At 69.5% G+C, this 24,032-nt stretch carries 24 protein-coding genes; 12 read left to right on the top strand and 12 right to left on the bottom strand.

What is annotated here, in order from left to right; translation table 11 throughout:
• Positions 1-5: 5 nt before the first annotated feature.
• From aat to trpS, 5 genes are all read right to left on the bottom strand, one after another.
• Positions 6-683 carry a leucyl/phenylalanyl-tRNA--protein transferase gene (gene aat, locus NF557_RS06435; protein WP_252622768.1) on the bottom strand — a complete coding sequence of 226 codons (678 nt, stop codon included), beginning with the start codon at positions 681-683 and terminating at the stop codon, positions 6-8.
• Between the two features lie 5 nt (positions 684-688).
• Positions 689-1,663 carry a carbohydrate kinase family protein gene (locus tag NF557_RS06430; RefSeq protein ID WP_252622766.1) on the bottom strand — a complete coding sequence of 325 codons (975 nt, stop codon included), beginning with the start codon at positions 1,661-1,663 and terminating at the stop codon, positions 689-691.
• Positions 1,664-1,739: 76 nt separating this feature from the next.
• Complete coding sequence (locus NF557_RS06425; protein ID WP_252622764.1) at positions 1,740-2,114, bottom strand: HesB/IscA family protein; 375 nt, start codon at positions 2,112-2,114, stop codon at positions 1,740-1,742.
• A 148-nt stretch (positions 2,115-2,262) separates the two neighbouring features.
• Positions 2,263-3,339: a glycerate kinase gene (locus NF557_RS06420; protein ID WP_252622762.1), complete on the bottom strand. Its 1,077-nt coding sequence runs from the start codon at positions 3,337-3,339 to the stop codon at positions 2,263-2,265.
• Position 3,340: 1 nt separating this feature from the next.
• Positions 3,341-4,483 carry a tryptophan--tRNA ligase gene (trpS, locus tag NF557_RS06415; protein WP_252622760.1) on the bottom strand — a complete coding sequence of 381 codons (1,143 nt, stop codon included), beginning with the start codon at positions 4,481-4,483 and terminating at the stop codon, positions 3,341-3,343.
• A gap of 241 nt (positions 4,484-4,724) precedes the next feature.
• Between trpS and NF557_RS06410 the strand changes: the two genes are divergently transcribed.
• Positions 4,725-5,447 carry a hypothetical protein gene (locus NF557_RS06410; protein ID WP_252622758.1) on the top strand — a complete coding sequence of 241 codons (723 nt, stop codon included), beginning with the start codon at positions 4,725-4,727 and terminating at the stop codon, positions 5,445-5,447.
• A gap of 643 nt (positions 5,448-6,090) precedes the next feature.
• Here the strand turns inward: NF557_RS06410 and NF557_RS06405 are convergent.
• Together NF557_RS06405 and NF557_RS06400 are read right to left on the bottom strand one after the other, a co-directional pair.
• Complete coding sequence (locus NF557_RS06405) at positions 6,091-7,092, bottom strand: glutathione S-transferase family protein (protein ID WP_252622756.1); 1,002 nt, start codon at positions 7,090-7,092, stop codon at positions 6,091-6,093.
• Positions 7,085-8,482, bottom strand: coding sequence for a dipeptidase (locus NF557_RS06400; protein WP_256855749.1), 1,398 nt, complete (start codon positions 8,480-8,482; stop codon positions 7,085-7,087). The genes NF557_RS06405 and NF557_RS06400 overlap by 8 nt, the downstream gene beginning before the upstream one ends.
• 39 nt (positions 8,483-8,521) lie before the next feature.
• On the opposite strand from NF557_RS06400, the gene NF557_RS06395 reads away from it, so the two are divergent.
• Positions 8,522-9,112 carry a DUF3043 domain-containing protein gene (locus NF557_RS06395; RefSeq protein WP_252622754.1) on the top strand — a complete coding sequence of 197 codons (591 nt, stop codon included), beginning with the start codon at positions 8,522-8,524 and terminating at the stop codon, positions 9,110-9,112.
• 30 nt (positions 9,113-9,142) lie between these two features.
• Here NF557_RS06395 and NF557_RS06390 read toward each other — a convergent pair whose 3' ends face one another.
• Positions 9,143-9,364: a hypothetical protein gene (locus NF557_RS06390; protein ID WP_252622752.1), complete on the bottom strand. Its 222-nt coding sequence runs from the start codon at positions 9,362-9,364 to the stop codon at positions 9,143-9,145.
• Positions 9,365-9,451: 87 nt separating this feature from the next.
• Between NF557_RS06390 and NF557_RS06385 the strand changes: the two genes are divergently transcribed.
• The 7 genes from NF557_RS06385 (at position 9,452) to NF557_RS06355 (ending at position 15,587) form a co-directional block, all read left to right on the top strand.
• A complete protein-coding gene (locus tag NF557_RS06385; protein ID WP_252622750.1) occupies positions 9,452-10,057 on the top strand; it encodes a DUF937 domain-containing protein in 606 nt (201 codons plus the stop codon).
• A gap of 12 nt (positions 10,058-10,069) precedes the next feature.
• Positions 10,070-11,032 carry an SCO2322 family protein gene (locus NF557_RS06380; protein ID WP_252622748.1) on the top strand — a complete coding sequence of 321 codons (963 nt, stop codon included), beginning with the start codon at positions 10,070-10,072 and terminating at the stop codon, positions 11,030-11,032.
• Positions 11,033-11,115: 83 nt separating this feature from the next.
• Positions 11,116-11,685 carry a bifunctional adenosylcobinamide kinase/adenosylcobinamide-phosphate guanylyltransferase gene (locus NF557_RS06375; protein WP_252622746.1) on the top strand — a complete coding sequence of 190 codons (570 nt, stop codon included), beginning with the start codon at positions 11,116-11,118 and terminating at the stop codon, positions 11,683-11,685.
• Positions 11,686-11,792: 107 nt separating this feature from the next.
• The gene (locus NF557_RS06370) at positions 11,793-12,359 is read left to right on the top strand and encodes a carboxymuconolactone decarboxylase family protein (protein ID WP_252622744.1); all 567 of its coding nucleotides are present in this window, start codon (positions 11,793-11,795) and stop codon (positions 12,357-12,359) included.
• Positions 12,356-13,243: an RNA polymerase sigma-70 factor gene (locus tag NF557_RS06365; protein WP_252622742.1), complete on the top strand. Its 888-nt coding sequence runs from the start codon at positions 12,356-12,358 to the stop codon at positions 13,241-13,243. Before NF557_RS06370 ends, NF557_RS06365 begins: the two co-directional genes overlap by 4 nt.
• A 2-nt stretch (positions 13,244-13,245) precedes the next feature.
• Complete coding sequence (locus NF557_RS06360; protein ID WP_280923984.1) at positions 13,246-14,412, top strand: mandelate racemase/muconate lactonizing enzyme family protein; 1,167 nt, start codon at positions 13,246-13,248, stop codon at positions 14,410-14,412.
• Entirely contained in the window at positions 14,412-15,587 is a 1,176-nt protein-coding gene (locus NF557_RS06355) for a glycerate kinase (protein WP_252622740.1), read from the top strand. The genes NF557_RS06360 and NF557_RS06355 overlap by 1 nt, the downstream gene beginning before the upstream one ends.
• Positions 15,588-15,626: 39 nt before the next feature.
• Here the strand turns inward: NF557_RS06355 and NF557_RS06350 are convergent, their stop codons facing one another.
• Together NF557_RS06350 and gcvT are read right to left on the bottom strand one after the other, a co-directional pair.
• The gene (locus NF557_RS06350; RefSeq protein ID WP_252622738.1) at positions 15,627-16,946 is read right to left on the bottom strand and encodes a VOC family protein; all 1,320 of its coding nucleotides are present in this window, start codon (positions 16,944-16,946) and stop codon (positions 15,627-15,629) included.
• A 65-nt stretch (positions 16,947-17,011) separates the two neighbouring features.
• Positions 17,012-18,115: a glycine cleavage system aminomethyltransferase GcvT gene (gene gcvT, locus NF557_RS06345; protein WP_252622736.1), complete on the bottom strand. Its 1,104-nt coding sequence runs from the start codon at positions 18,113-18,115 to the stop codon at positions 17,012-17,014.
• 77 nt (positions 18,116-18,192) lie between these two features.
• Here gcvT and NF557_RS06340 point away from each other — a divergent pair, with 77 nt between their 5' ends.
• The gene (locus tag NF557_RS06340; RefSeq protein WP_252622735.1) at positions 18,193-19,695 is read left to right on the top strand and encodes a leucyl aminopeptidase; all 1,503 of its coding nucleotides are present in this window, start codon (positions 18,193-18,195) and stop codon (positions 19,693-19,695) included.
• A 108-nt stretch (positions 19,696-19,803) separates the two neighbouring features.
• On the opposite strand, the gene NF557_RS06335 is transcribed toward NF557_RS06340, so the two are convergent.
• On the bottom strand, positions 19,804-20,016 hold the full coding sequence (locus NF557_RS06335; protein ID WP_252622732.1) for a DUF5302 domain-containing protein: 213 nt from the start codon (positions 20,014-20,016) through the stop codon (positions 19,804-19,806).
• Positions 20,017-20,103: 87 nt separating this feature from the next.
• A complete protein-coding gene (locus NF557_RS06330; protein WP_252622730.1) occupies positions 20,104-20,454 on the bottom strand; it encodes a hypothetical protein in 351 nt (116 codons plus the stop codon).
• A 56-nt stretch (positions 20,455-20,510) separates the two neighbouring features.
• Here NF557_RS06330 and lpdA point away from each other — a divergent pair, with 56 nt between their 5' ends.
• Together lpdA and sucB are read left to right on the top strand one after the other, a co-directional pair.
• Entirely contained in the window at positions 20,511-21,896 is a 1,386-nt protein-coding gene (gene lpdA, locus NF557_RS06325; RefSeq protein WP_252622728.1) for a dihydrolipoyl dehydrogenase, read from the top strand.
• A gap of 71 nt (positions 21,897-21,967) precedes the next feature.
• The gene (gene sucB, locus NF557_RS06320) at positions 21,968-23,959 is read left to right on the top strand and encodes a 2-oxoglutarate dehydrogenase, E2 component, dihydrolipoamide succinyltransferase (protein WP_252622726.1); all 1,992 of its coding nucleotides are present in this window, start codon (positions 21,968-21,970) and stop codon (positions 23,957-23,959) included.
• The last annotated feature ends 73 nt before the right edge of the window (positions 23,960-24,032 follow it).

Below are 24,032 nucleotides of genomic sequence, written 5' to 3'. Positions count from 1 at the left end.
TGGTTTCAGCGGGAGAGAGTCGCAAAAGCGGCCGGCAGGGGTCGGCGCACGGCGTCGGACAACAGCCCGAGGTATGCCGTGCGGCTCACCTCGGTGACCCCCAGCGTGGCCAGGTGGTCGGTGCTCCACTGCACGTCGATGAGGGCATCGGTCGGGGACACCAGCGACACCAGGTGCACCAGGGCGGCCTTGGAGGCGTCCGTGACCCGGTGGAACATCGACTCCCCCGCAAACAGGCCCCCCACCGCGACGCCATAGAGGCCGCCCACCAGCTCGCCACCCAGCCACGTCTCGACCGAGTGGGCCCACCCCAGCCGGTGCAGCTCGACATACGCCTGCTCGATGGGAGGTGTGATCCAACGCCCCTTCCGGCCCGGGGCCGCACACTGGGCCACCACCTGGGCAAACGCCGTGTCGACACGGAACTCGAACCGCGCGCAGGAGCGCCGCAACGACCGGCTCACCCGCAGGTCACCGGGGAGCAGCACACCGCGCGGGTCGGGTGACCACCAGCCCAGTGTCCCGCGGCCCCGGACGCCGAGCCCCATCGGGAAGATGCCGGAGCGGTAGGCCGTCAGCAGCGTCCCGGGCTCCAGGTCAGCACCGACGCCGATGAGGTCCTCCCCCGGCTCGGCCTGGCTGAGATCCAGGTGCCACTGGGTGGGAGGCGGCTCGATCGGCATGGGACTCAGGCCAGGTGGGCCGAGATCTCGGCCCCGGCCTCCGCGCCATAACCATCGGTGAAGCGGGCGAGGAACTCGTCGGCGTCAAACGTGTATTCCTGCGTGCCGACGGTCTCCAGCACAAAGCTGGCCAGCGTCGACCCGAGCTGGGAGCACCGCTCGAGCGGGAGCTCCCAGGCCAGGCCCGCGAGGAAGCCGGCTCGGAAGCCGTCGCCGACTCCGGTCGGGTCGACCCGCTCCACGGGGGCGGCGATCGGCACCTCGATTGGCTCCTGCCCGCGACGCAGGATCGTGGCACCGTCCCTGCCGCGGGTGATCACCCGCGTGCCGACCCGGTCCAGGATCTCCTCGGCCGACCAGCCGGTCTTCTGCTCGGTCAGGTGGGCTTCGTATTCGTTGGTGAACAGATAGGTCGCACCGTCCACGAGCTGGCGGATCGAGGCGCCGTCCATCACGGCCAGCTGCTGGCTGGGGTCGGCGGCAAACGGGATCTGGCGGCTGCGGCACTCGGCGGAGTGGCGCAGCATCGCCTGCGGGTCGTCGGGGCTGACCATCACCAGGTCGAGGCCACCCACCGCCGACATGATCGGTCCGAGCTCGATGCCGCGGGCCTCGCTCATCGCCCCCGCATAGAACGAGGCGATCTGGGCCATATCCTCGTCGGTGGTGCAGACGAACCGCGCCGTATGGCGCACCTCCGAGACGTGGATGTGCTCACAGTTGACGCCGTGCCGCTCGAGCCAGGAGCGATAGCTGGCGAAGTCCTCGCCGACGGAGCCGACCAGCACGGGCTGGTGCCCCAGCCGGGCCATCCCGAAGCTGATGTTGGCCCCGACGCCACCGCGCCGGAACTGCAGGTCCTCCACGAGGAAGGACACCGAGATCTTGGCGAGCTGGTCGGGCACCAGGGAGTCGGCGAAGCGCCCCTGGTAGGTCATCAGGTGGTCGGTCGCGATGGACCCGCAGACAGCGATTCTCACGGCCGCAACCTATCGCGGAAACGCAGAACGGCTGGTCCCCGCGTGGGGAACCAGCCGTCTCGCGTGTGGTCGCGACTCAGCCGAAGGAGTCGCCGCAGGCGCAGGAGCTGCCCGCGTTGGGGTTGTCGATCGTGAAGCCCTGCTTCTCGATCGTGTCCGCGAAGTCGATGGACGCGCCGTCGAGATAGGGGGCGCTCATCCGGTCGACGACGACCGCGACACCGTCGAACTCGGAGGTGAGGTCACCGTCGAGGGTGCGCTCGTCGAAGTAGAGCTGATAGATCAGGCCGGAACAACCGCCCGGCTGCACGCCGATGCGCAGGCGCAGATCGTCGCGCCCCTCCTGCGCGAGGAGGGACTTCACCTTGTCGGCGGCCAGCGGCGTCAAGACGACGCCGTGCTCCGCGGTGGTGGCTTCCGTGGTCTGGGTCTCTGTGTCCTGCACGCTCATCTGTCTGTCCTGTCCTCTCGGCAAACCTGCTATCGGGCGCAACAGCAGTCTCGGCGCTGTTGTTCCCTGCATCCAGACTACGGCTCATCGCGGAAAGAACAACCACCCACCCCGGGCTTTAGCCCACCGCCGGCAGGACGTGCACGGGTCAGCGCTGCGGCGACCAGGTGCGCGCGATGCGTTCGGCCAGGTCGTCCAGCCCCTCGCCGTCGCGCGGGCTATAGGACGCAGAGACACCGAGCGCCATGCCCTCGCGGCGGCCGACCTCGATCCGCTCAGCCAGCACGATGCTTGGGGAGCCGACCTCGAGCGCGGCGCGGGCGACCTCGGCGATCACGCCGTCGTGCACGGTGTTCCAGTCGTATGCCGCACCGCCAGCCACCACGAGGGCGCCGGGGAGCACGTCGGCCAGGCCGATCTCCTCGATCACGAAGGTCGCGCCGTTCACGGGTCGGGCCCCGAGCAGGATCGCGGCATAGCCGACTCCCCCACCCACGCCTGCCCCGTCAGCCCGCTCGGGGCGGATCCGGTGCCCCGTGAGCAGGTCCTTGCGCGGCGGCAGCACCCGGTTGACCTGCTCGGTGAGCAGCCCCATCGCCTCCTCGAGCTGCTGGGTCACGTCAGCCGGGACGCCGTGCTCGACGCCCAGCGCCGCGCTCGCGCCGTGGAAGCCGGTGAGCGGCATGTTTGACGCGTGCGCCAGCAGCAGTGTCGTGCCGCGCAGCCGATCGCGCACGGCCGGCAGATCAGTCAGGTCCTCCCCCGCGCCCAGCGCCTGCAACAAGCCCACGCCGCCGTCATGGCTGGCCAGGTCACCGCAGCCGAGCACGATCCGGCTAGCCCCGGCCTCCAACGCCGCCGCGACCAGCTCGCCCACGCCCCGACTGGTCAGTCCCTGCAGCGTCGCCTGGTCCGCACCGGCCAGCACGTCAGCCGCGAGGTGACGCCCGGCAGCCTGTCCCGCCTCTATATAGGCGGCGTCCTCGTGCAGCAGGACCTGGGCCGGAACCTCGTCCCCCAGCGGCCCGGTGACGACGACCGGCGCCGGTTGCGCGTCCAGCGCGTGTGCCAGCACCTCGATGAAGCCCGACCCACCGTCAGAGACCGGCGCCACGACCACCTGGTCAGCGGGAGCGGTCCGTCGCCAACCCTGGGCCAACCTCACCGCCGCGGCGAGTGGGCCGGGCGTGTCGGCATACTCCCCCGTGGCCAGGACCACCCGCATGTCAGTAGGTCATCTGCATGGCGGTGCGGACCTCATCCAGGGTCGCGTCGGCGATCTCGTTGGCCCGGGCGTTGCCGCGCGCCAGCACCGACTCGAGATAGCCCTGGTCGGCGGCGAGCTCCGCGCGCCGGGCGCGGATCGGCGCGAAGTGCTCGTTGACCGCCTCGGTGACGACCTTCTTGAGCGTGCCGCCACCCCCGTCGCCGATCTGCGCGGCGATCTCCTGCGGGTCGCGGCCGCTGGACATCGCGGCAAGCAGGACGAGGTTGGAGACCTCGGGGCGGTTCACCGGGTCGAACGTGATGTTGCGGTCGGCATCGGTGACGGCCTTCTTGAGGATCTTGGCCGTGGTGTCCGCGTCCATGCCGAGCTCGATGGTGTTGCCCTTGGACTTCGACATCTTGGTGCCGTCGGTGCCGAGCAGGTTGGTGACCTCCGACAGCAGCGCGTCGGGGGCGGGAAAGACGGGCTGGCCGGCGTCGGCGCGGCCATAGCGCTCCTCAAACCGGCGGGCGATGAGCCGCGCCTGCTCGAGGTGGGGCACCTGGTCCTTGCCGACCGGCACGATGTTGGCCTTGCAGAAGAGGATGTCGGCAGCCTGGTGGACGGGATAGGTCAGGAGCAGCCCCGACATGGGTCGGCCGCTGGTCGCCTCAAACTCCGCCTTGACCGTGGGGTTGCGCCGCAGCTCGGAGTCGGTGACCAGCGACAGGAAGGGCAGCATGAGCTGGTTGAGCGCCGGCACACTGGAGTGCGTGAAGATCGTGGTCTGCTCGGGGTCCAGGCCTGCGGCCAGGTAGTCGGCCAGCACGGAGTAGACGCGCTCGCGGATCGGACCGACGCCGTCGCGGTCGGTGATCACCTGGTAGTCGGCGATGAGGATGAACGTCTCGACGCCACGCTGCTGGAGCAGGACGCGGCTGCGCAGCGTGCCGAAGTAGTGGCCCAAGTGCAGGTTGCCGGTCGGGCGGTCGCCAGTGAGGACGCGGAACTTGCTGGGGTCCTGGTCGATCTCGGTCTCGATCTGGGCGGAGCGCGCGATGGTGCGGGCCAGCGAGGCGTCGGACGTGGACGCAGCGAGGGCGTCGCCGACGGCGGCGTCGTCAGTTGCTGCGTCCTCGATGGTCCTGTCTGCGGAGGTCATCGGATTGCCTTCCTGGGCCTTGGTGGGAGTCGTCCAGGCCGGGGGCCTGGCACCCCAGGAAGGTTACGACATGTGGGCGCGGCGCCTGTTGGTCGGCCACGGACGCGCAGACCTCGCCCCCTGCCAGGGTCTCGATGGTCGACCGTAGATCCTTGCACGTGACGCAGGTCACTTTGCCTGTCCTTGACCAAAACATGGGAAACGCTTGACGTAGGCCCACAGATGGGTACGCTGTGATCTGATGACCCAGTCCGATGTTGTGAGGGGAACCCGCATGGCTAGCAACGAGACCGCCACCACCCAGGGCGGCCTGCGGCCCGCACGCCGCACGATCGTGAAGGGTGCTGCGTGGGCGGTGCCCGTCGTGGCCGTCGCCTCTGCAGCGCCGGTCATGGCTCACTCGCACGAAGGCCCCCCGCCATCCTGTCTGGAACTCGGAGTCACGGGTGACTCGTGCCGCGTGTCCAACACTGATGCCTATTTCCTCGGCTTCTGCATCACGAACAGGTGCGCGGAGGGCACACAACTCCCACCCACCTTCACCTTTGAGATCGAGAACAATTCCGATAAGCCGTTCGTCTACTACGGGACTGACGACCCTTTCGTCCTGACCATCCCTGTGCCTCCGGCGCAGGAGCAGTCATGCACAGCCGGCGTGTGGTTGTCAGCCGGTAGTAACGCCAACGGTGTAAAGTTCTACTACAACGGCGTGCTGATAGCTGAAATCGATTCTCCACAGAAGACCGATTGGTGCGCGGACAACGTCCCCAATGCTTTACGGACTGTAGGAGATGCCACCGAAGTAGAGAAGTCCGATTCACCTGCTGTGGACAAGCCCACCAGCCACGAGGAACCCGCAGCGAGGGTCGAGGAGCCCGTCGTTGAGACTCCCTCCGAGCAGCCAGTTCCCGCTCCTGCCCCAGGCGCGGACACCGAGTCCAGCACCGCCAGTCCCAAGGGCTGACCCACAGCACGGCTGAGGGTGCCTCGCATCAGGAGCGCGCTCTGCCGTGCCTGCTGACTCCGCGCTCAGTCGTCGAGCGGGAGCAGCGCGCTGCGCACGACCACCTGGTCAGGCGTCAGCCACCGGTTCGGTCAGTTCGTGGATACGGTTGATTATCACCTGCTCGGCGAGCACCACCCGCCCGTCGAGCCCCTGCCTAGTTGGGCAGGTGCCGATGCCCGCCGCAAAGCGGACCGGTGAAGACCTCGTGCAACGCGGCCCGAGCGCCCTCAGAATCGGAACTCGCCACACGTTCATCGGTGACCCACCAGCAGAGATCCGCGAGCCGCGGAGGGTACGAAGCCGCTCCCGAAGAGCCTGCTACTTTCAAACCCCACGTACCCAGCCGTCCGCACGGCCTGGTCGACGTCCGGCCGCGCCATCTCCGACCCGGACCCGAGATCGGATCGGGGAAGGTCATCAGCCAGGCACCGTCCAGTGCCGTGGCCGCGAACCACCAGAACCGTGACCGCAGCCGCTCCAGCAGGATGACCGCCGCCAGCAGATAGCGACCAACGGTTGCAGCGTCCGCATGGTGGGGTGTGACGGGGGTCCCCGAACCGGAACGCAGCTGTGAATAGCGCGGCCGCCGGCCGATCGCGTCTCAGGCGAGCGGCGGGACCTCCTCGCCGGCGGCGACGGGGCCAGGAGGCGTGCCCTCACCGAACGGCATGCCGCCCAGCTCCTCGCGCCCATGCGGCGTTAGCCAGCCCGAGGGGTCGGGCCCCTTGGGCACGATGGCGGTCGGGTTGATGTCGGTGTGCACCGCGTAGTAGTGCGCCTTGATGTGGTCGAAGTTCACCGTGTCGCCAAAGCCCGGCGTCTGGAACAGGTCGCGAGCATAGGCCCACAGCACCGGCATCTCCGACAGCTTGGACCGGTTGCACTTGAAGTGCCCGTGATAGACCGCGTCAAAGCGCACCAGCGTCGTGAACAGCCGGATATCCGCCTCGGTGATCGTGTCACCGACCAGATAGCGCTGCCCCGACAACCGCTCGGTCAACCAGTCGAGACGAGCAAAAAGTCGGTCATAGGCCTTGTCATAGGACTCCTGCTTCCCGGCAAAGCCACAGCGATAGACGCCGTTGTTGACGTCCTGATAGACCAGCTCGGCGACCTCGTCGATCTCGGAGCGCAACGCCTCGGGATAGAGATCCGGCGCGTCGTCACGGTGGAACTGAGTCCACTCGGTCGAGAAGTCCAGGGTGATCTGGGCGAAGTCGTTGGTGACCACCTGCCCGGTGGTCGTGTCCACGATCGCCGGCACGGTCACGCCCGGCTTGTAGCCGTCGGGCCGCGCCTCGTAGGCCTCCTTCAGCTTCGCGATGCCCAGCACCGGGTCCACTCCCCCGGGGTCAAGATCAAACGTCCAGCTGTCCGAGTCGTGCGTCGGCCCGGCAACCGCCATCGACAGCACCGTCTCCAGCCCGAGCAGCCGGCGCACAATGGTCGTGCGGTGCGCCCACGGGCACGCCCGGCTCACCGCGAGGCGATAGCGCCCCGCCTCCACCGCAAACCCATCGCGCCCATCTGCCGTGATCCGCGTCGGGATGTAGCGGGTGTCGCGCTCAAACGACTCCTCGACATACTTGCCCTGGTCAGCCATCAGTTCCTCCTGTAGGTAGCGCGCCCAGCCGCTCCAGCAGCAGCGCCTCGGCGAGGCACACCCGCTCGAACTCGGCCAGGTGCAGGCTCTCGTTGGCGGCGTGGGCGCGGGTGTCCGGGTCCTCGACGCCGGTCACCAGGATCGCGGCGTCCGGGAACCTCTCGGCGAACGAGGCCACGAACGGGATCGACCCGCCGACCCCGATGTCGACCGGATCGGTGCCGTCCCAGGCGTCGCGGAACGCCGCACGTGCCTCCTCATAGATCGGCCCCTGCGCATCAGCCGCGAAGCCCGGCCCCTCGTCGTCCAGGGTCACGCTCACCTGGCACCCCCACGGCGCGTTGTCTTCCAGGTGCTTCTTCAACAGCTCGTATGCCGTGCCCGGCACCTCTGCGGGGTGGATGCGCATGGACAGCTTGGCCCGCCCCACCGGCGTCAGCAGGTTGGCAGCCTTGGCGACAGACGGCGCATCGATGCCGATGACGGTCATCGAGGGCTTGGTCCACAGCCGCGACAGGAACGAGCCTGAGCCGATCGGCTGCACTCCCTCGGCCAGGCCAGACTCCGCGCGCAGGACCTCCTCCGGGTAGTCCAGGTCCGCCGCCTCGGAGGACTTCAGCCCGGCGACGGCCACGTTGCCCTCATCGTCGTGCAGCGTCGCCAGCAGCCGGGCCAGTGCGGTCAGCCCGTCGGGCACCGCACCACCGAACATCCCGGAGTGCACGCCGTGCTCCAGCGCCTTGACCTCCACGACGACCCGCACCAGTCCGCGCAGAGTCGTGGTGAGGGCGGGGACGCCAATCTTCCAGTTCTGGCTGTCAGCCAGCACGATCGCGTCGGCTCGCAGGCTGTCCCCGTGCCGCTCCAGGATCGTCGGCAGCGACTCGGAGGCGATCTCCTCCTCCCCCTCGACAAAGACCGTCACGCCAACAGGCGGCTTGCCGCCGTGGGCCCGCAGCGCGGCCACATGCGCCATGACGCCCGCCTTATCGTCGGCGATGCCGCGCGCATAGAGCCGGCCGTCGATCTCGGTCGGCTCGAACATCGGGGTGTTCCAGTCGGCCTCATCGCCAGGGGGCTGCACGTCGTGGTGCGCATAGAGCAGCACGGTCGGCGCGCCTTCCGGCCCGGGCAGGTGGCCGACGACGGCAGGTCGGCCACCCTCCTGGACGATGCGCACCTCCATCCCCTCCGCCCGCAGCAGGTCGGCGACGGCGCGGGCCGAGTCGTCGACGTGCCGCTGGTCGAACGAGTCGAGCGACACCGAAGGGATCCGGGTCAGCGCCTCCAGGTCGGAGCGGACGCCAGGCATCAGCTCCTTCACGCGCGCGGCCAGTTCCGCGCGCCGCTCATCCGGACGGGGTGCAGTGGTGGGGATCTCAGAGGTCACATGGCCGACGATAGCCGCCCCACGACATACAGTGGTGGGGTGTTCCCCCGCAAGAAGCCTGCCCCCGAGCTCGAGCCCGCCCCTGCCGTCGAGGCGCGGCCCGGCGCCAAGAACCGTCCGACCCCCAGGCGTCGCGACCAGGAAGCCGCCAACCGGCGTCCTCTCGTCGGCGACTCCAAGGCGGTGAGCGCGGACGTCAAGGCCCGACAGAAGGCAGAGCGCGCCAAGGCCCGCGAGGGCATGATGCGCGGTGACGACAGATACCTCACCTCACGCGACCAGGGCCCGGTCAAGCGGTTCCTGCGCGACATGGTCGACGCCCGGTGGAACATCGGTGAGTTCCTGCTGCCGCTGATGCTGGTCGTGCTGATGCTGATGCTCCTGGGCGGCAACAACCCGCAGGCGCAGATCCTGATCCTGCCCGTCGTCTATGGCGTGATGGCCGTCGGTGTCATGGACGCCTGGCTGCTCGCCCGCCGCGCCAAGCGCCGCGTCGCCGAGGAGTTCGGCACCGAGGCACCCAAGGGCACGAGCATGTATGTCGCGCTCCGCTCCATGCAGATGCGGATGTCGCGCGTGCCCCGCCCGCAGATCAAGCGCGGCGACCCCGTGGTCCCCCACCGCCACTGAGGCGAGCCAGGGGGTCACTCAGGGAAGGCGTCACTCAGGGTCAGCGGGGCCCAACCCCATCGGGCCATAGACCTCGTGGTCGCCGTTGAGCAGCGTCACCGACTTCACCCCTGCGTCGGCCAGCATGTGCCACTCGTCGGAGAGCCAGGCCTCCGCGTCGGCCTGGGTCGGGAACGCCACCCCGGTGAGTCCGAGGTCCGGGATCGCTTCTCCGGTCTCGTCGCAGTATCGCCATGTGAACACTTCACTCATGGGTTCCACACTAGGCGGAAACCCCGGATTGTCTCTAGGCTCGGGCCCAGGACGACCCAGCTCGGGTCACCAGGAAAGGGAACGAAGATGAGCCAGTATGACGAGTTGCTCGCCGCCATCCCCATGTCTCAGCTCGCCCAGCAGGTGGGGGCGGACGAGAGCCAGGTCTCCCAGGCGGTGCAGCAGGTGCTGCCGGCCCTGATGGGCGGACTGGGTGCCAACGCGCGCCAGCCCGAGGGCAAGGCCGCACTGACCAACGCCCTGAGCGAGCACGTCGACCGCAACCCCGGTGATCTGTCCAGCATCGACACCGACGACGGCGCCAAGATCGTCCAGCACATCTTTGGCAACCAGAGCGAGACCGTCGTCAACCAGCTCGGTGGCCTTGGCGGCGGTGGCGGCGGTCTGGTCAAGAAGCTGCTGCCGATTCTGGCCCCGATCGTGCTCTCCTTCCTGGCCAAGAAGCTCAGCGGTGGCGGCGGCCTCGGCGGGGCGATGGGCGACATCCTCGGCGGCGCACAGGCGCCCACCCAGAAGCCGGCCGCACCCACCGGACCAGCCGGTCAGGGTGACGTCGGTGACCTGCTGGGCGACCTGCTCGGCAGCGCCGTGGGTGGCGGCAAGGCACCTCAGGGTGGCGGGGGCTTCGGCCTGGACGACATCCTCGGCGGACTGCTCGGCGGCAAGCGCTGAGCTGAGCAGTTGGTGACCCGCCTCTACCGACTGATCTGCGCGAGCGTCCTCGCACTGGCCGTGGCAGTGGTGGCGCCGATGGCGGCGCATGCGGTCGCCTACCAGTTCTGGGGCTTCTATCAGCTCACCAACGACGGCGAGTGGGACTTTGCCACCGAGGGCGCCAACGCCGCGGTGCCGGAGGACGGCGCGGTCGACGGTTATCGCTTCGCGTTCTCCGCCGGCGACGACGACGAGCGGGTGCCTCGCGACGCACCGGGCTTTGACGACCTCTGTGCGGGCACCGCTGCCGCCGATGGGATGAAGCGGGTCGGCCTGGTGCTCGACACCGGTCGTGACGTCGACGCTCCGGAGGGCGAGACCCCGCCTGAGCCGAGCGCCCGGTGCGTCGTCGCCGACGAGGACGCCACGTCACAGGAGATCCTGGTCCAGGCGGTGCAGGACATCCGCACCGACGACAGCGGCCTGATCTGCGGGATCGCCGGCTTCCCGGAGCAGGGCTGCGGCGACGAGGTCAGCGAGCCGACCCCCGAGCAGCTCGCCGCGGACGAGCCGATCGAGATCCCGATCGTGGACGGCGACGCCACCGAGGAGCCGAGCGCCACGGAGACCAGCGCGGAGCCCACCTCCGAGGAGGCCACCGCGGAGACCACCGACGCGACCACCGAGGACGAGAGCACGGACGACGCGACGTCGCAGGAGAGCACCGAGGACGAGACGAATGCGGAGGCGACCGCGACGGACGCCGAGCCCACTCCCGGGGAGGCCGACACCACCCAGGACTCCGACTCAGGCATCCCACCCTGGGCCTGGGCGGTCGGCGTGGTCCTGCTCCTCGGCATACTCGCCTGGGCTGCCTCCGCGGCGCGCAACCGCCGCCTCGACGCGGCCCATGACCACTACCTAGACGAGTTCCGGGACGACCCGCGGGACGGCTTCTCGGGCCACGGCCCGGACGACTTCGACCGGCGCTGACCACCCGCGGTGGGAGGGGCCTGCGCCGCTCGCCGCGAGTCCACTAGTCTGGCAGGCATCTCTCCCCCGTGAAGGTATGGCTGATGGCAACGACTCTCGTGCTGGGCGCAGCCCGCAATGGCAAATCCGACTATGCGGCAGCCCTGATGGCCGACCACGAGACCGTGACCTATCTGGCGACCGGCCCCAAGCGGGAGGAGGCCCCTGACCAGACCTGGGCCGACCGCGTCGAGGAGCAGCAGGCAGCCCGCCCTGAGGCGTGGCAGACCGTCGTGACGACCGGGCTGTCCCAGGCGATGATCTTTTCCCGCAACCCCGTCATCATCGACACGCTCTCGCACTGGGTCTGGCAGCTGCTGGACCGGCACGACCTGTGGCGCTCCACCAAGGGAGCGATCGCCCGCCTCGACGAGGAGCTCGAGGACCTCCTCGTCATCTATCAGTCGCTCCCCCACGACATCGTGGCCATCTCCGACGAGGTCGGCTGGGGCGGCGAGGCGACCTCGGGGCCGGAGTCGACCTATCGTGACGCGCTGCGCCACGTCAACGACCGCTTCAGCGCGGTGAGCCAGCGGGTCCACCTGCTGGTCGGCGGTCGGGTCCTGGACCTCAGCGACTCCCCCGCGGTCCACAGCTTCTATGCCCACGACTGAGTCGGCCTCAGCCGGTTCGCCGGAGCCGTGTCACAGATCTGGCCCGGCCGGTGTCCTCATGGTGAGAGCGGGTTGACCGGACCCGCCCGACAGCAGGGAGTGACGACATGCCCAGCAACCTCAGGATCCCGAAGGCACCGCTCGACGGACTCTTCGGCCGCGCGCTGACGCTCTATGCGAGGCGGACCTATGGCCAGGTCCCGGACATCGCCCACGTCTTCCTGCACCACCGCCGGATGACACGCGCGGTGCTCGCGTTCGAGCGCAGGATGGCGGCGCTCTCCGCGTGCGACCCGCACCTGAAGGCCTATGCCACGATGGCCTCGTCCGCGACGATCGGCTGCTCCTGGTGCCTGGACTTCGGCTATTTCACGGCGCACACCGAGGGGCTCGACACGGCCAAGGTCCGCCAGGTCCCGGTGTGGCGCGACAGCACCGTCTTCACGCCGCTGGAGCGCGAGGTGATGGCCTATGCCGAGGCGATGAGCGTCACTCCGTTGGAGGTCACCGACGAGATGGTCACCAGCCTGCACGAGCAGCTCGGGTCGGCGGCGCTGATGGAGCTGACCGAGATGATCTCGCTGGAGAACCTGCGCTCGCGCACGAACGCGGCGCTGGGGCTGACCTCGCAGGGTTTCGCCGAGTCCTGCGACCTGGCACCGTTGGGCTCATGACCGACGCGTCGCTGGAGGCCTTCCAGGAGCAGCGCCACCTGCTGTTCACGGTCGCCTACCAGATGCTCTCCTCCGCCGCCGACGCCGAGGACGTGGTGCAGGAGGTGTGGTTGCGCTGGTCGCAGGTCGACCTGGCCACCGTGCGCGACCCGCGGTCCTATCTGGTGCGCATCGCCACCCGCCAGGCACTCAACCGGATCCGCACGATGCAGCGCCGCCGGGAGAGCTATGTCGGTCCGTGGCTGCCCGAGCCGCTGCTGACCGCCCCCGACGTCGCCGAGGACGTCGAGCTCGCCGACTCCGTGTCCACCGCGATGCTCATGGTGCTGGAGAGTCTGAGCCCGACCGAACGGGCCGTCTTCATCCTGCGTGAGGTCTTTGGGTTTGAGTATGCCGAGATCGCGGCGGCGACCGACAAGTCACCGGCGGCCGTGCGTCAGGTGGCCAGTCGCGCGGGGCGGGCGGTTCGCCGCCAGCGACCCGCACCGGTGCCCACGGAGCAGACCGAGGAGGTCCTGCGCCGCTTCCTCGCCGCGGCCGGCGGCGGCGACCTGAAGCCGCTGCTGGAGCTGCTGGCGCCCGACGTCGTGCTCTTCACCGACGGTGGCGGGCTGCGGCAGGCGGCGCTGCGGCCGATCCACGGCGCGGACAAGGTGCTGCGCTTCCTGGACGCGGTCTTCGGCAACTACCCCGGACAGCCGACCCTCGATCTGATCACCGTCAACGGCCAACCGGGACTGCGACTCTTTGGCGACGGCGTGCTCGACACGGTGGCCAGCGTGCGCATCGAGGCCGGCCTGGTCACGGCGCTCTATCTGGTGCGCAACCCGGACAAGCTCACCAGAGCGGCCGGGACACCGACCCGGCTCGACCGGGGTCGCTGACCATGAAGATCGTCGACATCCGCGAGCGCACACTCCCGATCGCCAGCAATATCCGCAACTCGTTCATCGACTTCTCCAAGATGACGCTGAGCCTGGTCGCGGTCATCACCGATCAGGAGCGGGACGGCCGCCCCGTCGTCGGGTTCGGCTTCAACTCCAACGGCCGCTATGGCCAGGGGTCGCTGATGCGGGAGCGGTTCGTGCCGCGCCTGATGGAGGCCGACCCGGAGACGCTGCACGACGACAGCGGCCTGATCGACCCGCACCGCGCGTGGGACACGATGATGACCAACGAGAAGCCCGGTGGGCACGGTGAGCGCTCGGTCGCCGTCGGCGTGCTCGACATGGCGCTGTGGGACCTGCGCGCCAAGCTCGAGGAGAGGCCGCTGTTCGACCTGCTCGCGCACCGCTTCGGGTCCGGCACCCCCGACCCCCGGGTCTTCGTCTATGCGGCGGGCGGCTACTACCACCCGGGCAAGGGCACGCAAGGGCTCCAGGACGAGCTGACCAGCTATCTGGACCGCGGCTACACCGTGGTGAAGATGAAGATCGGCGGCGCGAGCCTGGCGGAGGACCTGACCCGCATCGAGGGGGCGCTCAGCGTCTTGGGCGAGGGCCAGCACCTGATGGTGGACGCCAACGGTCGCTTCGGTGCCGCGGAGGCGCTGGACTATCTCAGCGCCCTGCAGGACTACGACCTGTTCTGGTATGAGGAGCCCGTCGACCCGCTCGACTACGCCGGCACCCGTGCGGTCACCGGGCGTGCCGGCGGCCTGCCGATCGCCACCGGAGAAAACCTCTTCTCCCACTGGGACGCCCGCAATTTGGGGCTGTATGGCGGGATGGACCCGGAGCGCGACTACCTCCAGTTCGACTGTGCGCTCAGTTATGGCCTGGTGGAGTATCTGCGCACCCTCGAGGCGCTCGGCGAGCTCGGCTGGTCCCCGAGCCGGTTCATCCCGCACGGCGGGCACCAGATGTCGCTCAACATCGCAGCCGGTCTGGGGCTGGGCGGCAACGAGTCCTATCCCGACCTGTTCCAGCCGTTCGGCGGCTTCCCCGACGGATGCGTGGTCGAGGACGGACACATCACGATGCCAGAGCTGCCGGGCATCGGGTTCGAGGGCAAGTCAGACCTGGCGAAGGTCTGTCGCGAGCTGCTCGACTGATGACTCGCGCGCTCCGGGTCGTCGTCGCGCCGGACAAGTTCAAGGGCACGCTGGCCGGGCCCGAGGCGGCCGCGGCGATGGCGGCCGGGGTGCGCCAGGTCGTCCCTGACGCGGTCATCGAGCAGGTGCCGCTGGCCGACGGGGGCGAGGGCACGGTTCAGGCTGTGCTCGCGGCCGGCGGCACCCGCCATACCTGCACCGGGGCGGGTCCGTTGGGCGACCCCGTCGAGGCGGAGTTCGCGGTGCTCGACGGGCACGCCGGGCACGCTGGGCACGCCGGGCACGCGGGGGGTGGTGCCAAGAGAGACGCGACAGCCGTGCTGGAGGCGGCCCAAATCTGCGGCCTGCAGCTGCTCGACCCGACGCCTGCGACGGCACTGTCCGCCAGCAGCGGCGGGGTCGGCGATCTCGTCCGCGCAGCCTGGGCGGCTGGGGCGATCCGCATCGTCGTCGGGCTGGGCGGCGTCGCGTGCACCGACGGCGGGACCGGGCTGGCCACCGCCCTCGGGGCGCAGTTCCTGGACGCGTCGGGCTCGCCCGTGCGCGCCGGCGGAGGCGGACTGCGCGACGTCGCATCGGTGCACTTGGACGGACTGGACCCGCGGATCGCGCAGACCACGTTTGTGGCCGCCACGGACGTGACGAACCCGCTGCTGGGGCCGGCCGGGGCGGCCGCGGTCTATGCGCCGCAGAAGGGCGCCGGTCCCGCCGAGGTCCGCACGTTGGAGCGTGGCCTGGCCACCGTGTCGGGACTCGTCGGAGGTGCTGCGGCCGACCAGCCTGGCGCCGGAGCCGCGGGTGGTCTCGGCTGGGGCCTGGTGACCTTCCTGGGTGCCACGATCGAGCCCGGCGGCGACCTCATCATGGACCTGATCGGCATGGAGGCCGCAGTGGCCGGTGCTGATCTGGTCATCACCGGAGAGGGCAAGCTCGACGAGCAGAGCCGCTTTGGCAAGGGGCCGGTCGCCCTCGCCACACTGGCCGCCCGTCACCAGGTGCCGGTGATCGCGGTCGCCGGGCTCGTCGAGTCAGTTGGTGCTGATGAGCTCGGCTTCACCAGCGCATGGTCGCTCGTGGGGTCCGTGGGTGCCAAGGCCGCCCTGAGCCGCCCGGCCCAGACCCTGACCGACGTCACCGCCCGCGCCGTCTGGGCGTGGCTGGAGGACACCTCGTAGCCATCCCCGGGTTGGTCACTCGCCCCGCGAGACCTGACCTCAGGTGGAGTCGGCCGCACGCCAGATCTCCTCGCGTCCGACGGAGACTGCGATGTCCACCTCGTTGCCCTCCGGATCGGCGAGGGTCCACCACTCAGGAGCCTCGTCGTCATACACGATCCGGCCCCCCGCCGCGAGACCCGCGTCGATGCGCGCCCGAGCCTGGTCGTCGGGCACGAACAGGTCGATGTGGATGCGGTTCCGTTGCGCCCGCCGGGCCTCGTCCGTGCTGTCCAGGTTCTGGAAGACGAAGGGCATGCTCAGCTGCCGGGGGTCGACGATGTCGGTGACGTCGGCGCGCGGATCCTCCTCGTAACCCAGGACCACCCGCCAGAACTCACGGACCGCGCGGATGTCGACGGCGTCGATGACGACCTGGAGGAAGCGCGGCAGCCGGACGTCGGCCGCGAGGCCCATCGCATGGGCAGCCTCCTGCACCCGGGCCGCCAGCGGCTGATAACCCTCTTCCACCTCCCAGTCGTCCTTGCCGGTGGCGATCGTCACGAGGCCGGGGCGCAGATCGATGCCGAGGGGCAACCCTGCGTCGTCGGCCAGGGCCGCCACGACTGCGGCCAGCTCCGCGCCTTGTCGCGGGGCGGACGTGGGATAGCAGGCGAGCCCCGCAAACACGAGGCGCCAGTCCTCGGTCTCCGCACCACCCCACCGGTCGGCCTCCTCCGGCAGCGGCAGCAGATCCACCTCGTTGCCCTCGGCGTCCGCGACGGTCGCGTAGTAGCCGTGCTCCGCGACGGAGCTGGCTCCCTGGCTCTGGACTGCGGCGAGCGCTGCGAATGCCGTCGGCTGGGTGCTGACCGCGTCGACGTGGATCCGGTTGCGCAGGGGCCGCGGCGCGTCCTGCTGCTGGAACCAGATCGGCGGCTGACGACGCAGCGGGTCGACGAGGTCGTCCGGTGCGCGTCTCTCATATCCGAGCGCCGCCTGCCAGAAGGGCAGCACCTCCTCAGCGTGCAGTGCATCGATGGTCAGGTGCACGTCCTGGAGGTGGGCCGGGTCGGCACTCAGCCCGCGCTCACGCGCTGCCTCGGAGATCGACCTGGCCAGCACCACATCGGCCGTGTCAAGGCCATCGGGCGACGCCGGGATCCGGACTCTCAGGCCGCGTGCACGCAGATCCAGGTGCGGCGCGAGGGCGTCCCGACCCCCAGCCAGCTCAGTGATCGCGCCCATCAGGTCGGCCCCCGCCCGGTGCGACGGGGCATCGAACCACGCGACGGCGCCGCCGCCCAGCACCCGCCAGTCGTCGACGCCACCGGACAGCTGGAACTCCTGGGCAGTCAGCGCAGACGGTGGGTCAGTCATCGTCCCAGCGTGGCACTGTGCCAGGCCCATTGCTAGAGGGCGCCCGCGGGGTCGTGAGCGGCGGCTCAGGACTCGCGGACGCCGACCTCGACGAACGGCGGCTTCTTGACCACAGCGGCGACGTCGCGACCGCGCACGTCGATGACGACCTCGTCGCCCTCGGCGGCGCCGCGGTCCAGCAGCGCCAGCGCGATGCCCTTGCTCAGCGTCGGCGAGAACGTGCCCGAGGTGACCGTGCCGATCACGGTGCCGGAGGCGTCCTTCACGTCGCACTGCGCGCGCGGGATGCCGCGGCCGGTGACATCCAGCCCCCAGGAGATGCGGGTGTTCTTGGCCTCCTTCTCGGCCTCGAGCGCCTCCTTGCCCCAGAAGGACTCCTTCTTCCACCCCACCGCCCAACCGGCGCGCGCCATGATCGGCGTCAGGTCGGCCGAGAGCTCGTTGCCGTGCAGGGCATAGCCCATCTCGGTGCGCAGGGTGTCGCGAGCGCCCAGACCGGCCGGCAGCCCGCCCTGCTCCTCCACGGCAACAATCAGGGCGTCCCACAGGGCACCGGTCTGGTCCCACTGCGGCAGCAGCTCATAGCCGCGCTCCCCCGTGTAGCCCGTGCGGCAGACGATCACCGGCTGGCCCTCCCAGGTCGCCTCCACGAACGTCATATAGTCGTGACCGACCGGCAGACCCAGCGCGGTGAGCACCTCGTCGCTCTTGGTCCCCTGGACAGCGATGACGCCGTATGCCGTGTGCTGGTTGATGACCTCGATCCCCTCGGGCGCGGCCTCGGTGAGCATCGCCACCACCTCGGCGTTGTTGGCCGCGTTGGGGATCAGGAAGATCTCCTCGTCCGACTTCAGATAGGCGATCAGGTCGTCGACCACGCCGCCGCGCTCGTTGCAGCACATGGTGTATTGCGCTTTGCCCGGCTCGATCCGGTTGAGGTCGTTGGTGAAGCAGCGGTTGACGAACTCCTTCGCGCCAACCCCCTTCACCAGCGCCTTGCCCAGGTGACTGACGTCAAAGATGCCCACTCGTTCCCGGACGGCCGCGTGCTCAGCCTTCACCCCGGCATACTCGATGGGCATCTGCCATCCGCTGAAGTCCGCCATCTTGGCCCCGAGGGCGATGTGGCGGTCGTGGACGGGGGAGGTCTTCTCTTCGTCTGCGGGCATGAGCGACACGCTAGCCCTCCTGGCAGTTAGGCTCAATGCGGCCCCATAGCACTGACCACCGACCCGAATGGACGACGATGACCACTCTGACCCTGACCGACAGCAAGATTGCGAGCGCCAAGGTCGACGCGCTCGTGCTGGCCTCCACCGCGGGCGAGGACGGTGCCGTGCTGGCCGAGGGCACCGACCTGCCCAAGGGCACGCTCGCCCACCTGACCGAGAGCCTGACCGCCACCGGGGCCACCGGCAAGGCCAACGAGGTGGCCAAGTTCGCCGCCGTCCCGGGAGTCGGCGCCAAGGTGGTTGTGGTCGTCGGGACCGGCAAGCCGTCGGCGACCGTGCCGGACGCCGGCGAGCGTTATCGCCGCGCCGCGGGCGCCGGCGTGCGTGCGCTCGAGGGCAAGGACAGCGCGGTCTTCGCGCTGGGCAGCGCCGGCGCGGAGCACGCCTCCGCGATCGCCGAGGGCATCCTGCTGGGCAGCTATGCCTTCCAGACCTTCCTCGGCGAGGGCAAGTCGGCCAAGGCGAAGGCTCCGCTGGCCAAGGCCCAGCTGCACCTCAAGGGCCGGCACAAGGAGGACATCGTCGGGCGCGCGACCGTCGTCGCCGACGCCGTCCGCTATGCGCGCGACCTCGTCAACACCCCGCCGAACGTGCTCTTCCCGGAGAGCTTCGCCCACTCGGTCAGCAAGCGCGCGGGCGGCAGCAAGGTCAGCCTCGAGGTGTGGGACGCCGACAAGCTCGCGGCGGAGGGCTGCGGTGGCATCCTCGGTGTCGGCCAGGGTTCGGGGCGTCCGCCGCGCATGGTCGTGATGACCTATCGCCCGGCCCGCGCCAAGGCGCACCTGGCGTTCGTCGGCAAGGGCATCACCTTTGACTCCGGTGGTCTGTGCATCAAGCCGGGCGGGTCCATGATCACCATGAAGTGCGACATGGCCGGCGCCGCCGCGGTCGCCGCCTCGGTGCTGGCCCTGGCCGAGCTGAAGGTGCCGGTGGCGGTCACCGGCTATCTCTGCCTGGCCGAGAACATGACCGGTGACCTGGCTCAGCGCCCCGGTGACATCGTCACCATGCGCGGGGGCCGGACCGTAGAGATCATCAACACCGACGCCGAGGGACGCCTGGTGATGGCCGACGGCATCGCGCTGGCCGCCGAGCAGAACCCGGACGCGATCGTGGACATCGCGACGCTGACCGGCGCCGCCGTCATCGCCCTGGGCGACCGGACCATGGCCGTCATGGGCAACGACGAGGAGCTGCGCGAGCGGGTCACTAACGCCGCCGTCGGCGCGGGTGAGGCGGCCTGGGCCATGCCGCTGCCCGAGGAGATCCGCGCCACCATGGACTCCCCCGTCGCCGACCTCAAGCACACCGGCGAGCGTGCTGGCGGCATGATGGTCGCCGCCAAGTTCCTGGAGGAGTTCGTCGGCAAGGACGAGTCCGGCGCGGCGAACAAGTGGTCGCACATCGACATCGCCGGCCCGGCCTTCAACGAGAAGTCGGCCTGGGGCTACACCCCGACCGGTGGCACCGGCTCGGGAGTGCGGGCGCTGATCGCGCTCGCTCAGTCCTACGCCTGAGCAAGACCTGCGGCATGCCGCTGAGGGAGCCTCCCCCAGAGACATAACAATGCCCCGGACCAGGCAGGTCCGGGGCATCGTCGTGCGCTGAGCTGGCCGGGGGCCGCCTCAGCCGCCGCTCTTGCGGCGGAACATCTGCTGCGCGCCCGAGGTCTTGGCGCCCCGGGCCCCGGCAACCTTGCCGTGCTCGGTGTTGTCCGAGACGTCCTTGCCGGTGTGGGAGTGCTTCTTGTCCAGGGCCTCACGGAACTTCCGCTTCACGTCGTCCTCGACGTGCGCGTTGGCGCCCTCCTGGTCCTTCGACTGCTTGTCCTGCGTCATGGCCACCTCCCGTGATCGGTCTGTGCGGCCAGCCTCCCATGCCCGGCGCCCGCACCACGACACGTTTAGCGCCGGGTCACGACCCACCTACTTCTTGTGACGCCGGTTCCACTCCCTCATCCGGGAGGGATAGCCGGTCTGGTTCACGTCATACACCGGGATCTGCAGCAACCGACCCAGCTGGAAGCCGGCCTTGGGGGTGCCCACCGCACGACGGGTCCACTCACCGTCGGTCGCGATCAGGATCAGCGTCGTGGTGCTCACATTGGTCGCCGGCTCGACATAGGCCTCGACCCCCTTGTGGCTCGCGATCCAGCCCTCAAAATGGGTCCGGACCGCCTTGTGGTCGATCGCCATTGCCGGACCGTCGGTCCGCCCTCGCTCCCCGCGGTCGCTGGACTTGCTCACCTGGCTCCCGCGCCGTCTCCACCACGCCATGGGAAGGAACCTTACCCTCGGTGGTCGACACTCCAAGTCTTTGACAAGATGCTCATATGGCTGACACCGCACCTGCCGCAGACACCTTCGACGTCGTGATCCTCGGGGGTGGCAGCGGTGGCTACTCCTGTGCGCTGCGAGCGGCCCAGCTGGGCCTGAGCGTCGCCCTCGTCGAGAAGGACAAGCTCGGCGGCACCTGCCTGCACCGCGGCTGCATCCCGACCAAGGCACTGCTGCACGCCGCCGAGGTCGCCGACTCCACCCGAGCCAGCGCGAAGTTCGGCGTCAACGCCACCCTCGACTCGATCGACATCGCCAAGGTCCAAGCCTACAAGGACGGGGTCATCGGCCGGCTCCACAAGGGTCTGCAGGGCCTGGTCAGCTCGGCCACCATCGAGTATGTCGAGGGGCACGGGACGCTGTCCGCCCCCGGTCAGGTGACGGTCGGGGAGCGCATCCTCACCGGCAAGAATGTTGTCCTGGCGACCGGCTCCTATGCCCGCTCCATCCCCGGTCTGGAGATCGGCGGCCGCATCATGACCAGCGACCAGGCGATGACCCTGGCCGAGCTCCCCGAGCGCGTCGTGGTCCTGGGCGGGGGCGTGATCGGGGTGGAGTTCGCCTCGATATTCGCCTCGTTCGGCGCCGCCGTCACCGTCGTGGAGGCGCTGCCCCGGCTGGTCGCCGCCGAGGACGAGGCGGTCTCCAAGACGCTGGAGCGCGGCTTCAAGAAGCGCAAGATCACCGTCAAGACCGGCGTGAAGTTCACCGGCGCGACCCAGGACGACAACGGCGTGCAGGTCTCCCTCGAGTCCGGCGACCCGATCGAGGCCGACCTGCTCCTCGTGGCTGTCGGCCGTGGCCCCGTCACCGACGGCCTGGGCTATGAGGAGGCCGGTGTCACGCTGGACCGCGGCTTCGTCACGACCGACGAGCGGTGCCGGACCGGCGTGGATGGTCTGTATGCCGTGGGAGACATCGTCCCCGGCCTCCAGCTCGCGCACCGCGGGTTTGCCCAGGGCATCTTCGTCGCCGAGCAGATCGCCGGGCTGGAGCCCACCCCGATCGATGAGGCCGGCATCCCGCGCGTGACCTACTGCGACCCCGAGATCGCCTCGGTCGGCCTCACCGAGGCGCAGGCCCGCGAGAAGTTCTCCGAGGTGACCACCTATGAATACAACCTGGGCGGCAACGGCAAGTCCCAGATCCTGGGGACCGCCGGCTTCGTGAAGCTGGTCAGGGCCGACGGCGGTGCGGTGGTCGGCGTCCATATGGTGGGTGCCAGGATGGGTGAGCAGGTGGGCGAGGCCCAACTGATCTACAACTGGGAGGCACTGCCGGATGATGTGGCGCAGTTGATCCACGCACACCCCACCCAGAACGAGGCGCTGGGCGAGGCTCACCTCGCTCTGGCGGGCAAGCCGTTGCACGCTCATGCCTGAGTTCCCACACACGTCCTGCCAGATGGTGGGAAGATCCGTAGACTGCAAAGCCCCGGACGAGGAGACGTCGAATGTCTGAACGCGTGACCATGCCAGCCCTGGGTGAGTCCGTCACCGAGGGCACCGTGACCCGTTGGCTCAAGAACGTGGGTGACACCGTCGAGGTCGACGAGCCCCTGCTGGAGGTGTCGACCGACAAGGTCGACACGGAGATCCCCTCGCCGGTCGCCGGCGTGCTGCAGGAGATCCTTGCCGAGGAGGACGACACCGTCGAGGTCGGTGGGGACCTTGCCGTGATCGGTGACGGCTCCGACAGCGGCGGCTCCGACGACGGCGGCGCTTCTGAGGAGGCTTCTGAGGAGCCAGCCGAGGAGCCTGCTAAGGAAGAGTCCGCGGAAGAGCCGGCCAAGGAAGAGCCCGCAGAGGAGCCGGCTGCCGAGGAGCCTGCCAAGGAAGAGACTACAGACGAGCCCGCCGAGGAGCCTGCCCAGAGCAGTGACTCTGGCAGCAGTGACTCTGGCAGCAGTGACAGCGGTGGCGGCGACTCCGGTGGCGAGGGCGAGACCGTGACGATGCCCGCGCTCGGCGAGTCCGTCACCGAGGGCACCGTGACCCGTTGGCTCAAGGCCGAGGGCGACAGCGTCGAGGTCGACGAGCCCCTGCTGGAGGTCTCGACCGACAAGGTCGACACCGAGATCCCCTCCCCCGTGGCCGGGGTGCTGACCAAGATCCTGGCCCAGGAGGACGAGACCGTCGAGGTCGGTGGCGACCTGGCGGTCGTCGGCGGCTCGGGCGGTGGCTCCAGCGAGTCCGCCCCGGCTGCCGAGGAGCCCGCCAAGGAAGAGCCAGCCGAGGAGCCTGCGAAGGACGAACCCGCCAAGGAGGAGCCCGCCAAGGACGAGAAGGCAGCCGAGGAGGAGCAGCAGGGCGCGACCGAGGACACCCCGGACCTGGCCGAGGACGCCGAGCTGCACGACAAGGCGGCCGAGGAGTCTGCGGCCAAGGACTCCGGTGACGCCAAGGCTGCGCCGCCGTCCGGCGATGCTCCCAACGTGGCCACCGGTGTCGGCACGCCGTCACAGAGCGGTGGTGACGTCAGCGCCTATGTGACCCCGTTGGTGCGCAAGCTCGCGGCCCAGCACAAGGTCGACCTCAACACGCTGTCCGGCACCGGGGTCGGCGGGCGGATCCGCAAGCAGGACGTCCTCGACGCCGCACGCCAGGCGGAGGAGTCGGCCAAGACCGCCGCCTCCGCCCCCGCTCCGGCTGCCGAACAGGCTCCGGCCGCGTCGGCCCCGGCCACGCAGGCTCCGGCCGCGTCCTCCGGCACTCCGGCCCGCGCAACGGAGGCGTCCCCGAAGCGGGGCACCACCGAAAAGATGACGCGTCTGCGCAAGCTCATCGCCAAGCGGATGGTCGAGTCACTGCAGACCAGTGCCCAGCTGACGACGGTGATCGAGGTCGACCTGACCAAGGTGGCCCGGCTCCGCAACAAGAGCAAGGAAGACTTCCTCGCCCGCGAGGGCGTCAAGCTCTCGTTCATGCCGTTCTTCGTCCTGGCCGCTGTCGAGGCGCTCAAGGTCCACCCCAACGTCAACGCCAGCGTGGAGGACGAGTCGGTCATCTATCACCCGACCGAGAACGTCGGCATCGCGGTCGACACGGAGAAGGGCCTGATTGTCCCGGTCATCAAGGACGCCGGCGACCTCAACATCGCCGGCATCAGCCGCAAGGTCGCTGACCTGGCCGAGCGGACGCGCACCAACAAGGTGCTGCCGGACGAGCTGGGTGGTGGCACCTTCACCATCACCAACACCGGCAGCCGTGGTGCGCTGTTCGACACGCCGATCATCAACCAGCCGCAGGTGGCCATCCTCGGCACCGGGTCGGTCGTCAAGCGTCCGGTCGTCGTGGTGGACGAGGACGGCGGCGAGACCATCGCGATCCGCTCCATGGTCTACCTGGCGCTGACCTATGACCACCGGATCGTGGACGGCGCCGACGCGGCCCGCTTCCTGGGCACCATGAAGGAACGCCTCGAGGAAGGCTCCTTCGAGGTCTGACCCGACCACAGCAGTGACGCAAGATCCGCCACCTGCCGGTGCACCGCCATACAGACGGAAGGCTCGGCAGGTG

Source organism: Ornithinimicrobium cryptoxanthini (assembly GCF_023923205.1).
In the GTDB taxonomy this organism is placed as follows: domain Bacteria; phylum Actinomycetota; class Actinomycetes; order Actinomycetales; family Dermatophilaceae; genus Ornithinicoccus; species Ornithinicoccus cryptoxanthini.
The sequence above is the reverse complement of the archived record's forward strand: the minus strand, read 5'-3'. Positions and strand labels throughout refer to the sequence as shown.

What these genes read in the sequence shown, in the direction of transcription:
- aat (WP_252622768.1), bottom strand. Translation starts at nt 683, where the DNA reads ATGCCGATCGAGCCGCCTCCCACCCAGTGGCACCTGGATCTCAGCCAG.
- NF557_RS06425 (WP_252622764.1), bottom strand. Translation starts at nt 2,114, where the DNA reads ATGAGCGTGCAGGACACAGAGACCCAGACCACGGAAGCCACCACCGCG.
- NF557_RS06420 (WP_252622762.1), bottom strand. Translation starts at nt 3,339, where the DNA reads ATGCGGGTGGTCCTGGCCACGGGGGAGTATGCCGACACGCCCGGCCCA.
- trpS (WP_252622760.1), bottom strand. Translation starts at nt 4,483, where the DNA reads ATGACCTCCGCAGACAGGACCATCGAGGACGCAGCAACTGACGACGCC.
- NF557_RS06410 (WP_252622758.1), top strand. Translation starts at nt 4,725, where the DNA reads ATGACCCAGTCCGATGTTGTGAGGGGAACCCGCATGGCTAGCAACGAG.
- NF557_RS06405 (WP_252622756.1), bottom strand. Translation starts at nt 7,092, where the DNA reads ATGGCTGACCAGGGCAAGTATGTCGAGGAGTCGTTTGAGCGCGACACC.
- NF557_RS06390 (WP_252622752.1), bottom strand. Translation starts at nt 9,364, where the DNA reads ATGAGTGAAGTGTTCACATGGCGATACTGCGACGAGACCGGAGAAGCG.
- NF557_RS06385 (WP_252622750.1), top strand. Translation starts at nt 9,452, where the DNA reads ATGAGCCAGTATGACGAGTTGCTCGCCGCCATCCCCATGTCTCAGCTC.
- NF557_RS06375 (WP_252622746.1), top strand. Translation starts at nt 11,116, where the DNA reads ATGGCAACGACTCTCGTGCTGGGCGCAGCCCGCAATGGCAAATCCGAC.
- NF557_RS06370 (WP_252622744.1), top strand. Translation starts at nt 11,793, where the DNA reads ATGCCCAGCAACCTCAGGATCCCGAAGGCACCGCTCGACGGACTCTTC.
- NF557_RS06365 (WP_252622742.1), top strand. Translation starts at nt 12,356, where the DNA reads ATGACCGACGCGTCGCTGGAGGCCTTCCAGGAGCAGCGCCACCTGCTG.
- NF557_RS06360 (WP_280923984.1), top strand. Translation starts at nt 13,246, where the DNA reads ATGAAGATCGTCGACATCCGCGAGCGCACACTCCCGATCGCCAGCAAT.
- NF557_RS06355 (WP_252622740.1), top strand. Translation starts at nt 14,412, where the DNA reads ATGACTCGCGCGCTCCGGGTCGTCGTCGCGCCGGACAAGTTCAAGGGC.
- NF557_RS06350 (WP_252622738.1), bottom strand. Translation starts at nt 16,946, where the DNA reads ATGACTGACCCACCGTCTGCGCTGACTGCCCAGGAGTTCCAGCTGTCC.
- gcvT (WP_252622736.1), bottom strand. Translation starts at nt 18,115, where the DNA reads ATGCCCGCAGACGAAGAGAAGACCTCCCCCGTCCACGACCGCCACATC.
- NF557_RS06340 (WP_252622735.1), top strand. Translation starts at nt 18,193, where the DNA reads ATGACCACTCTGACCCTGACCGACAGCAAGATTGCGAGCGCCAAGGTC.
- NF557_RS06335 (WP_252622732.1), bottom strand. Translation starts at nt 20,016, where the DNA reads ATGACGCAGGACAAGCAGTCGAAGGACCAGGAGGGCGCCAACGCGCAC.
- NF557_RS06330 (WP_252622730.1), bottom strand. Translation starts at nt 20,454, where the DNA reads ATGGCGTGGTGGAGACGGCGCGGGAGCCAGGTGAGCAAGTCCAGCGAC.
- lpdA (WP_252622728.1), top strand. Translation starts at nt 20,511, where the DNA reads ATGGCTGACACCGCACCTGCCGCAGACACCTTCGACGTCGTGATCCTC.
- sucB (WP_252622726.1), top strand. Translation starts at nt 21,968, where the DNA reads ATGTCTGAACGCGTGACCATGCCAGCCCTGGGTGAGTCCGTCACCGAG.